Here is a 10,899-nt window from a genome sequence, read left to right as displayed (position 1 = left end):
GGTCAATCCGAATGGGGGTGCGATTGCAGTGGGTCATCCGCTGGGTGCATCGGGTGCACGTCTGGTGACAACTGCGCTGAACCAGCTGGAGCAAACCGGTGGTCAATATGCGCTGTGTTCAATGTGTATCGGTGTCGGGCAAGGGATTGCTTTGATTATTCAACGCGTTTAATCCTCATTCAAACTCCTCTTTCTTGCACTTCGGCTAAAGCAAGGCTTAAGCCTTGCTCAGGGGGGTTAGGAAAATTTATAAGATTAAGGATTTAAAAAAATGCCAACTTTTAGCTCTAATGATACTCAAATCCATTACCAAACTTTTGGTGATGTCACCCAACCGGCGATCATCTTTTCAAATTCGCTCGGGACGAATTACGCAATGTGGCAATCTCAAATTGATCATTTTAAAGATGATTTCTTTGTGATTTGTTATGACACCCGCGGTCATGGTGCATCATCAGTACCCCAAGGTCCCTATACGCTTGAGCAATTGGGTCAAGACGTAGTGAGCCTGCTTGAGCATCTGAACATTGAAAAAACTGTTTTTTGCGGTATTTCAATGGGAGGTTTAACCGGGCAATGGTTAGCGGTGAACAAACCCGAACGTTTTAGCCACGTGATTGTCTGCAATACTGCTGCCAAGATTGGTCAGGAACAGGCCTGGCTGGAACGTGCCGCACTGGTACGTGAACAAGGTCTGGCACCGATTGCTTCAACTGCAGCCGGGCGCTGGTTTACGGATAAATTTATTCAAAGTAATGCAGCAGAAGTTGAAAAATTGCAATATAGCTTGGCAGCTGGCAGCGCTGACGGTTATGCAAGTTGCTGTGAAGCTTTATCTAAAGCAGATTTACGGGAACAGCTCAAAGATATTACTGTACCAGTACTGATTGTGGCGGGTCAGCAAGATCCAGTGACTACAGTTACTGATGGTCAATTTATGCTTGAACGTATTCCAGGCAGCCAAATGTTTGAAATTAATGCCTCACATATTTCTAATATTGAATGTCCAAACGAGTTCAATCAGGCTGTTGAAGAGTTTATTGCTGTATAAATTTCCTTTAAAAGAAAAAAGCTACTGTAGAACCAGTGGCTTTTTTAAATTGGGTCTTTTAATATTGGATTTCTTTTATAAATCATTTTTTTTCAATTCCTCCCTGTTATAAATTCCAACGATTGAAGTGAACATCAAACCAAGTCTTCTAGCTCTATTTCGATAACGCCCAGCAAGTATTTTTAAGGTTTTTAGACTGTCAAATACAGGCTTAATGCCTGTTCTTCTTTTATTGATTTCCTGATTATAGCATTTTAGTTCAGGATTCAATTTACCCCATCTTTGGGCTTTTAATAGCAACAGGTTATTGGGATACCACCCAGATACATTTGAATTTCTGTGGCATCTCAATTTGGGAGGATAGCTCCAGAATCAAATACCACTTAAAACAGGTGCATTTGTAGTAGGTGCTCGTAGTCGCTGGTGTGTGTGACTGGTAGTTAATACCCCAACAGTTGAAAGGAGCCTATCCCCCAAGCGATCGGCACTGCTGCTTAGCCAGTAAAAAATAATACCTCACCTATATTTCTTGCACTTGAAAATGGTCACTCATCTGGTTACTAAAATTCACTTTACCAATTTTTAAACTTTTAAAAACAAATATTTATAAATTTGTATGATGCGTATCATACGCATCATACAAAATATCGTTAATTTTGATATAATCAAAGTATCTAGTGCAGTTAGTGGTTTCATTCAATTTCATGAGTCTTACAGAATTTAAAATACGTCAGGCCAAAACAAAGGATAAAATTTACTACTTAGCCGATGATGATGGCTTAAGTTTGAAAATTGAACCTCATGGACGGAAGTCATGGAGTTATCGGTATTCTGTAGCAGGAACGAATAAACGACCTCGAGTTAAATTAGGCATCTATCCGGTGATGTCCTTGAAAGAGGCAAGATCTGCACGAGATGGATATAAATTAAATAGTGACATGGGAGAAAATAGATTAAGCAATAAAATAAAATCTTTCAAAGACGTTTGTGAGGAATGGTTGGAATTTAAAATAAAAAATTCTTTTCAAGATGAGCCACGTTGCGGTGTTATTCAATTGGCAAAAAAATGTTTACACAATGATATATATACCGAATTAAATGATGTCCCCTTTACTGACGTAAAACGCTATGATTTAGTAAGCGTAGTAAAGAAAATAGAATATCGAGAGGTAAAAGAACCTGTTAAAAAAGCCTACAGTTATTTAAATCAAATTTATGATTATGCAGTGGCAATGGGTTATTGTGAATATAATATTGCTCATGGTTTACATAAAATATTGGTTAATAATAAAATTAAGAAAAATTATCCATATTTAAAAGCAAAAGATATTTCAAAATTTATCCTTAAATTAAATCAAGTCAATACACATCCCATTATTAAAAAAGCTTTGTGGTTTAAGCTTTACACCGGAGTGCGAGGGTCTGAGCTATTACTGAGTGAATCTCATCATTTTGATTTAGATAATAAAATCTGGAAAATACCTGCTTTTCATATTAAGCAGTTTAGACGTAAAGTTATTTTAGGTCATGATATTCCTGACTTCTTAGTTCCTCTATCTGATCAAGCCATTTTTATTATAAAATCAGCACTTGAATGGTCTCATGGTGAAAAATATGTATTTTATAGTCCGAGAAATAAAAATCAACATCTTCATTTTAATACACTTAATACAATAGTTCGTAAAATGGGCTATAGTAAAAATGAATTGTCCTCTCATGGTTTACGTTCTACTTTTAGTACCATATTAAATGAGTCAGGATTATTTCAATCAAATTGGATTGAAGCTCAACTATCGCATACTGATAAAAATAAAACGCGTGCAAGTTATAATCATGCTGAATATTTTACCCAACGTATTGAAATGATGCAGTGGTGGGGTAATTACATAGAACGCCATATTAAAGAGCAGGCTATACTGGATTAATCTTATGTTAATCTATCGAAAGGCTTTGTTGCACAACCCTATTCTTAAAGGCTTATTCAGCAATATAATTCTTAGATGAATAAGCCTACATCTAAAATCTATCGTATAACGAATTGGTCTTCTTACAATCAAGCTTTAGTGAATCGAGGAAATCAAATCTCTTGATTTGGTTTGATCCCAACACGCAATGGTATGCTGGACTGCTCCCAATATCCCAGACATAAGGCTCTGAAATTTTAAAAAAAAGCTGAAGTTGTTATTCCCAAGTAGAAATGACCTAACTAATAACCAAATAGAAATGTCCTATAGTGACATTTACAAGTCAAGCACAGGATTCAGATTTCGTTCTTGGAGTGCTGTTTGCTGTACACGTCTGCTTGACATCTTTTGAGAACTATTGCGTTTGTTTTGTTGCTCTAACTCTTCATACTAAGCTGAGCAGCCTGGGGTTGAGTTATACTGAATAACCACCACCCTAGGGTGTTACCCATGTGGTGTTTCGAAAAGGATCTTTATCACAAGACTTACAGTAAATACTGCTCGCTAAATTGATTTAAAAATATCTAGATCTATATTTGAATTTCCTTATAAAAAAATCTAACAGCCTCACTGCTAGATTAAACTCAAACTTCTTAGCCGCCTGCTCTGAGATTCATTTAATTACTTTCTTATTTCCCTACTTGATTCAAAAATCTGATTTTTTTAGATATTCAGGCTTATAGTATTGATTTTCACTTTTCTTCTAGACGTAATACCATATCAGCCTATTGTTTTCTTGGAAAAATTTTAAATAAGGTGAAGAAGTGGAAAATTCCACGAGTGATCAATACGGATAAAGCACCCACATATGGAAGTGCTTTATCATGGTTAAAACAAGAATGAAAATGTCCACCAGACCTTGAGCACAGGCAGATTAAGTTCAAAAATAACGTGATCGAATGGGATCATGGCACGCTAAAGCGGATCATCAGGGCCACGTTAGGATTCAAATTTATGAAGGCGGTTTATGCCCCAATTAAAGGTGTTGCAGTCATGCGTGCACTACATAAAGGACAAGCTTCATCATTTTATTAGGGTCAGCCTCAGGAGTGTATCGAGTGAATAGATTTTTCGGTCTCTAAGCCATTTTTAAAGGGAACAGCATCAAATTACTATTTGCAACAGTGACGATTTATTGGGTTATGAGTTACCTAAATCATCATCCTCACCTCGATCATTACTGCTCAAGTGCACGATCGCCGACACTATATGATCCAAACACGTCTTGGACCGAACGAGTATCGGGTAATACATAGATAATTCCATTTGTTCCAATGAATGTTGGACTGATCACCTGATCATAAAACTTGACGGGCACGTTAATACATCCGTACGAAATTCGTCGTTCCAAAGGATTTTGAGATTCTAAGCGTTGTAAGCGCCGTTCTTTGGGAGACGACGTAACAACGCGATGTAGTGAAATTGCCGCATCATAATCTACCCATAAAACTTCTTTATTATGTATGTTTTTACCTAAGGCTGCGACGAATCGACCAGCAGGCGTAGTACGTTGTTCTGGTTTAATGCTCGCTAAGGCCATATTGCCAATATTAGGGATTGAATTATCGCCCACTGCCAAGCCAAGTAATGCTGGTGCTGCTCCAGTCAACTGCCCGAGTACGTCAAACACATAAACTTTAGCTGCCTTTTTATCAACTATCACAAAAGGCATCTGTTGGTTGTCACCTGAATCAAGCACCCAGTCTGCTAAATATACAGAAGCTTGGGTGGCAGTTTCCTGTTTAAAGTTGGCGCGTTTGGGATTGAGCTTGGCTATTGGTGAGCGCATGAGCGTTGTATGTATCTGAGATTGACTAGAATGAGTGGCTAAAACTGGAATTATAGATATTCCAGATGCCTTCGGCTCGGCAGCGAATCCATAACTCATTGTAAGACCAAACAATATCGCACCAAGGCACAGCTGCGCACTTTTCATAATCACAGTCGATTGCTTGAGGTTGCTAAAAATAGCCCCTGATAACCGTGTTTTGGTCACGACTATAGGAGTGTGCCCAGAAACTTTCATTGAATGACCTCATTACTAAAAAAGTAATTCCTGTCGATTGGACTCTATCGACAGGTTTTGTTCGGTATTTCGCTACGATCTAATTTCATGCCGTCCACGAATGATCTAGGATGATGTTTAAAAAATTCTTAGTTGCGATCCTGCTTAGGTGCATAAACGGGCGGCACGTAAGTTACAGGTGGTTGATCGATCACTACGTTTTTTGGTGGGACAACCACCGGAGGTACATACATGTCTAAAGGTGGCAATTCAGCGGGTGGTACTACGTTAAGCCGTGGAGGTACTACAATAACTGGGGGTAATTTCCCTGGGGGAGTCGGTTGAATGACTGGGGAAATAACAACGGGGCGTACAACAATAGGTGGCGTGATTGGAGGAGCAACATCAGGCGGCACATCTACAGGCGGATTTACCGGAGGAACAACATCAGGCGGCACGACTACAGGTGGAGTTACTGGAGGAACAGCATCAGGCGGCACGACTACAGGTGGAATTACTGGAGGAGTGACTACTGCAGAGATCGTTCCCGTCGTTGTGCGTACACCGGTACAACAATCAGCAGCCAAGGCAAAGTCGCCTGCATTTAAACCCTCTAGACTATAGCCATCAAAGATGATCGTTTTATCTGATCCTACATCAGCATTATCAAATATAGCGGTGCTATTTGGACCTGCAACTAAGCTTACGCCTGAAGGGTTACCGATAAGACCCGAAAGCGTGGTTGTATTTGAACCATCAAATGTTTTATCACCACCCGTTGCATAGACCAACATATGTTGTGTCAGTTTAGCGTCAGTGAGTACGAATTTCGTAGCATAATCAGTGGGAGTGGTATATGACACTGGATTATAGTTAATCGTAACAGGGGCATTTGGACCTGTCACAGTGATTGGGGGCGCAAGTGGCGCAAAGCTCAATGTGCCGCCCTCTATACCCGGCTTTTTAGCCCCATAACCTGCGCTAAGCACTAAGCCCAAAGGAAGGCCAAGGCTTTGACTCGGGATGGTTGTACCTCGGGTTAATGTAATTTTTTCATTTATATTAATATCTTCTTCTGCACAGAAGGTGATGTTGCCATCAGTCGTTGTCGTGGCTGCGTTCATGTTTATATCACGACCAGCAGCCAGTAAAACACTGCCATTGACTGTGGTAATCGGTGCATTGACATTAATGTCGCGTCCACAGCACACTTCAAAGTTACCATTGGTTGCAGTAATGGCTTCATTAATGTTGACATCGCGCTCAGCACGTAATGTCAGTGTGGTGGGATTTGCACTGGCTGACCAACTGACTGCTTGATTAATGTTAATATCACCATTACCCACTATTGCAGTATTCAGATCCATTACTGGGGGTGTACCAGCCTGAGTAGTATCAGGTCCTGTTAAGGTACTAATAATGACACTATTGGTCACTAACAAATCTGACAGCTTTGCCCCTGAAATATTATCCGTTGAATTGCCACCCACGTTGAAGTCCTGTGGGTCAATTAACCAAGTTCCAGTCTGACCCAAAGGTGCTACGGTCGTAATGTTGGCAGTATCGCTAATGCGCACTTTTGCCGCTGAGGTTTCGATAAAACCACCCGAACCGCCTGTTGGTGCACTCGCGTCAATTGTTCCTGCAACGAGCGTGCTACCATTTTGCATGCCTGCCAGCAGTTTAATCGTGCCTTTAACATTTTGAATGGTTTGTGCTTGAATCACGCCAGTGTTATTGACTGCATTAGCGAGTAGACTTCCGGCAGTTTGAGTGGTCATGAGTACTTGACCGCCATTGGCTTGGATAAGCCCACCATTTTCCACTAGCGCATTCACCACGTCATGGTTGACCACGATATTGAGCAACTTGTCGCCTGCGACATCTAACGTCATGGCTTTGCCTGCTGCTAATGCTACAGTGCCAAGTTGAGCTGCAATTACACCTTGGTTACTGACATTGGCACCTAATAATGCGACATAGCCACCATCTGCGGCATGAATAGAACCCTGATTGAGTACCGTGCCAGTTTCTGTACCAGAAAACTTATAGTTATTTGCCATAAAATCAGCATCGGTGATATTGAGCGTAGACGCCACAAGTCCACCTACATTGACGGACGCGGTCTTGCCAAACAACACACCATTTGGATTGATCAGAAACACTTTGCCATTTGCTGACAAGTTACCCATAATGCTGGATGCATCTGAACCCAGAACGCGGTTCAGTGCGATCGAGCTGCTATTGGGTTGTACGAAATTAACTGACTCACCACGATTAATATTGAAGCTTTGCCAGTTGATCGCTACATTTTGTGAGTTTTGCTGGATGGTCATATTGCCTGGCAAAATGCTAATGTTAGCGTTGCCTGCCGATACCACACCACCGACGGGTTGTGCATAGACTAGACTGCTACTGCATCCCACCAAGAGCGAGGCGACTAAAGCTTTTAAGGCAAAATCTATACTGCTATTGCTCATCGTGTTACATAACGATGATTTTTTACCTGCGCTACGTGCATTCTCGGACACGGCTATAAATGTGCCGGTCCTTAGGTTGCAAATCGATCTATATATGCGATTCATGCTGTCATTCCTTTATTCTTTAATTTATGAATTCAATGCTGTTTGCTTTTTTATTAGCAAAAACTTAGAAGTATTTGACCAGCTGAACCCAGAAACGACCGCTTTTGTCAGGCGATGACGTTGCTTTTTCACTGCCCAATTTGTGCGCGTAAGCAAATTTCATCGCAAAATTATTGTAATCCATCCAGTTTATTCCAACGCCTGCCCCACTCAGCGTTCTGGTGTTATCCCCAGTTGTCCAAGTCGTTTCATCAATATTTATACGGCCAGTATCAATAAAGCCCACCAATTGCATTTGACCAGGTATGTGCTCAGCAAATTTTGGTAAATCTTTTCTGACTTCCACTGTCAGCACATAACCTTGATCACCATAGGCCTCACCTTCGGGGTAGGCCCGCACTGCATTCATGCCACCCAATCCCATTTTTTCTGAGTTATCAAGATTCTTTGATGCCAACTGGCCATTAAACCCAGCATAGAGGGAAACAGTATTCGTCACGCGTTGTAGACGATTGGTGTTGAGTACCAATTTATTATAATGACCATCACTACGTGCAGTAGATTCGTCAATTGCATAGGCAGCCGGGGTCTGGATATTCAGATCACCAAAGGTGGCAGCTAATGCATAGCTATTTAATCCTCCCCCACCCAAGTTATCAATATGGTTACCACGTAATGCAGCAGTGAGTGCATTGACCTTTTTATCAGTCACCATGGATATTGCATCCATTCGATCCTGTAAGATTTTATTTTCATACAGAATGTCAGCATACAAATTATTGTTGCGTGAGCGAATCAACGGATAACTACCATATATGCTGGCAATTTTTGCATCCCCCTTGGCATCTAAAGTTTTAAACTCTTTGCCAAGTTCGTAGTCTAGCCAGCTATAAGCCACACCAGCGGTGGCTTTAGCAAACTGCATTTGATACGCTGCTCTGGCATAATTTAGACCTTTGCCAGAGGTGAGCACCCGCAGTGAGGCGACGTCACCGTGACCAGCTAGATTGTTCAGGTTCATTGTCGCGCCAATGCGATTTTCACCGGTGTAACGATTGCCTGCATTGTCAGCATCAATACTGCCATTGATCCGTGGTGCAGGACTCACATCAACAATTAAATCCGAAGTCCCTGCTGTTGCACCTGGCGCCAATGTTGAACTGACATTTACCCCCGCAATGTCAGATAGCAGTAGTAGGCGACTTTCAAGCGGTGCACTGGTGATCACATCACCGCTATTGATGCCCTTAAGCTGACTACTCACTAAACCATTGGATAAGTTGGTCTGATTACGCACAATAACTTTGCCGTATTCACCTTCGCTCACCGCTAGGGTTACTCTGCCATTTTCAATGTCTTGAGCAGGTAGATAGGCTTGTGCCACAAAATAACCATTTTTATGATAGTAATTTGCAATACTTGCAGCCATTGCGCGCAGATCTGAAAGGCTGAGTTCGCTATTGGGTTTAAAGTGAGTCAGTTTTAGCAACTCATCTTCAGAGTAAGCCTGCATTCCGGTGATTTGAAGACTTTTAACATTAATTTTGACATTGTCATATTGGGGTGCTGCTGCTGTTTCACTCGGTACAAGGCTAATTATAGGTTGTTGTTTTTGTGGAAGAGGTGAAGATGGAATTTGTTGCAACTGGCTACCCGCACTGGGTGGCTGGGCAGCTAATACACTTTGGCTCAATGCCAATATTGCAAGGGGCCATACTTTTTGATTTAACATAATTTCCCTGGGCGAATAACCCAAATGACTAAATTTTTTAAAAAATTTTAAGCTTAAAAGAATTTTAAGCGTAATTAATGAAATCCATCTTGAATGCTGGGATAGCGTCTGTGCGTTACAGCACATAACAGGTGGCCGACAAGCAACTGATTCAAGAAGAGTATTATCTGTAGTGAAAATTTACGGGTAGAATGGATAAGAATCTTGAGAAATTTTTATGATCCGCACTTCATATAATCAGTATCAGGAGACAGGAACTTAAACAGAATCCAGTTTATCTAGACAATTTTAAAAATTTTTCCACTTAAGGTACTTTGAAAATACATTTCAAAACTGGGCCGAATATCCTCACCCTCAACTGTAATATGTTTTACATTGGAATTAGATTGCGTATGGGCAAAATGGTGATCAACTGTCGCTTGAATAGAGTGTTTAATACCAAACTGATCTTTTACACTGATACTGTGTTGAAGCATTCATATACCTTGAATAATATTATGATTATGATAAAGCTGTGAGGTTAAATTAAATGTTTTATATCTATCTAATTTGATTCAAAATCACTTTATGATTGAACTTAAAGAGTTGATGTAAAGAAGATACGGTCATCTAGATTTTAATCAGCTTCAGCCCCAGACTGAAGCACAACCCTCTTCCCTACTTCATTTTTTTAAAATTTTGAGGGGTAAAAAGCACGTCTAGGTGCTTTTTTAATATTGAGTACTATTTATAGCGCAACAATATTCACAGCATTCGGACCTTTTTGACCTTGTGCAACGCTGAATTCAACGTGCTGGCCTTCCATTAAGGTTTTGAAGCCTGAACTGGCAATTTCACTAAAATGAGCAAAAACATCTGGACCTGATTCTGGTTGGATAAAACCGAAACCTGTAGTTTCGTTGAACCACTTTACCGTACCTTTAATAACATTTGAGTTAGACATAATAAATCCTAATGATTTTTAATAATTTTTTAGCCATTTTATTGACTGAATATAACTGTGAAAATAATAAAGAATGGAACTTAAAATCTGAAAAAAACGAAGGATTATGACTAAAACCGCGATACTTAAAGAAGATTTACCGAAACAAGACTTTTTTTCTAGTTAAGTGAATTATATAGTAACAAAATAAATAATCAAGCTTTCTTATATATATATTTAATTTATTTATAAGGGTTAAAAATTTAGTTATATCAATAAGATTAATTTTATATTGTAAATGTAACAAGATAAGATTACCCTAGTTGATCTAGTAAGTTTGATAAGTAATGAATGCATTTATATAGCTCTGTAATAACAATATTGGCCTTTTTAATTTCGGGAATGATGGTTTTTTCCCATATACAAAGCGTAAATCACCCCCCAAATTTGACTACTTTATTTATTGCTCAATAGTTAAGTCTAAATAAAAAATCGGTATTGTTGCAAATAGTAATTTGATTCTATTCCCTTTAAAAAGGGCCTAGAGACCGAAAAATCTATTCACTCGATACACTCCTGAGGCTGACCCTAATAAAATGATGAAGCTTGTCCTTTATGTAGTGCACGCATGACTGCAACA

Annotated in this window: 8 protein-coding genes and 3 pseudogenes; 5 read left to right on the top strand and 6 right to left on the bottom strand. The window is 39.9% G+C overall.

Annotated elements, in window-relative coordinates:
• Together ACKI4H_RS06240 and pcaD are read left to right on the top strand one after the other, a co-directional pair.
• Positions 1-172: pseudogene (locus ACKI4H_RS06240) on the top strand (acetyl-CoA C-acyltransferase); the annotation flags it as partial.
• A 99-nt stretch (positions 173-271) separates the two neighbouring features.
• Entirely contained in the window at positions 272-1,051 is a 780-nt protein-coding gene (pcaD, locus tag ACKI4H_RS06235) for a 3-oxoadipate enol-lactonase (RefSeq protein WP_407304529.1), read from the top strand.
• Positions 1,052-1,126: 75 nt separating this feature from the next.
• On the opposite strand, the gene ACKI4H_RS06230 is transcribed toward pcaD, so the two are convergent.
• Positions 1,127-1,321, bottom strand: a complete 195-nt coding sequence (locus tag ACKI4H_RS06230) for a hypothetical protein (RefSeq protein WP_407304527.1) — start codon at positions 1,319-1,321, stop codon at positions 1,127-1,129.
• Between the two features lie 434 nt (positions 1,322-1,755).
• Here ACKI4H_RS06230 and ACKI4H_RS06225 point away from each other — a divergent pair, with 434 nt between their 5' ends.
• The 3 genes and pseudogenes from ACKI4H_RS06225 to ACKI4H_RS06215 all read left to right on the top strand — a co-directional run.
• Positions 1,756-2,976 (top strand): tyrosine-type recombinase/integrase, encoded by a 1,221-nt coding sequence (locus tag ACKI4H_RS06225; protein ID WP_407304525.1) that lies wholly within the window; start codon positions 1,756-1,758, stop codon positions 2,974-2,976.
• Between the two features lie 75 nt (positions 2,977-3,051).
• Positions 3,052-3,173, top strand: a pseudogene (locus ACKI4H_RS06220) (IS5/IS1182 family transposase); the annotation flags it as partial.
• Positions 3,174-3,696: 523 nt separating this feature from the next.
• Positions 3,697-4,097, top strand: a pseudogene (locus ACKI4H_RS06215) (DDE-type integrase/transposase/recombinase); the annotation flags it as partial.
• A gap of 95 nt (positions 4,098-4,192) precedes the next feature.
• On the opposite strand, the gene ACKI4H_RS06210 reads toward ACKI4H_RS06215, so the two are convergent.
• From ACKI4H_RS06210 to ACKI4H_RS06190, 5 genes are all read right to left on the bottom strand, one after another.
• Positions 4,193-4,804, bottom strand: coding sequence for a hypothetical protein (locus tag ACKI4H_RS06210; RefSeq protein WP_407304523.1), 612 nt, complete (start codon positions 4,802-4,804; stop codon positions 4,193-4,195).
• A 365-nt stretch (positions 4,805-5,169) separates the two neighbouring features.
• Positions 5,170-7,605 (bottom strand): filamentous hemagglutinin N-terminal domain-containing protein, encoded by a 2,436-nt coding sequence (locus tag ACKI4H_RS06205; RefSeq protein ID WP_407304521.1) that lies wholly within the window; start codon positions 7,603-7,605, stop codon positions 5,170-5,172.
• 64 nt (positions 7,606-7,669) lie between these two features.
• Positions 7,670-9,337, bottom strand: a complete 1,668-nt coding sequence (locus ACKI4H_RS06200) for a ShlB/FhaC/HecB family hemolysin secretion/activation protein (protein ID WP_407304519.1) — start codon at positions 9,335-9,337, stop codon at positions 7,670-7,672.
• Between the two features lie 278 nt (positions 9,338-9,615).
• Positions 9,616-9,813 carry a hypothetical protein gene (locus ACKI4H_RS06195; protein WP_407304517.1) on the bottom strand — a complete coding sequence of 66 codons (198 nt, stop codon included), beginning with the start codon at positions 9,811-9,813 and terminating at the stop codon, positions 9,616-9,618.
• A 251-nt stretch (positions 9,814-10,064) separates the two neighbouring features.
• Positions 10,065-10,280, bottom strand: coding sequence for a cold-shock protein (locus ACKI4H_RS06190; protein ID WP_407304515.1), 216 nt, complete (start codon positions 10,278-10,280; stop codon positions 10,065-10,067).
• Between the last annotated feature and the right edge of the window lie 619 nt (positions 10,281-10,899).

It is taken from the genome of Acinetobacter sp. (assembly GCF_045628685.1).
In the GTDB taxonomy this organism is placed as follows: Bacteria; Pseudomonadota; Gammaproteobacteria; order Pseudomonadales; family Moraxellaceae; genus Acinetobacter.
Note: the sequence above shows the minus strand (reverse complement) of the source record. Positions and strands in the feature narration are given on the sequence as shown.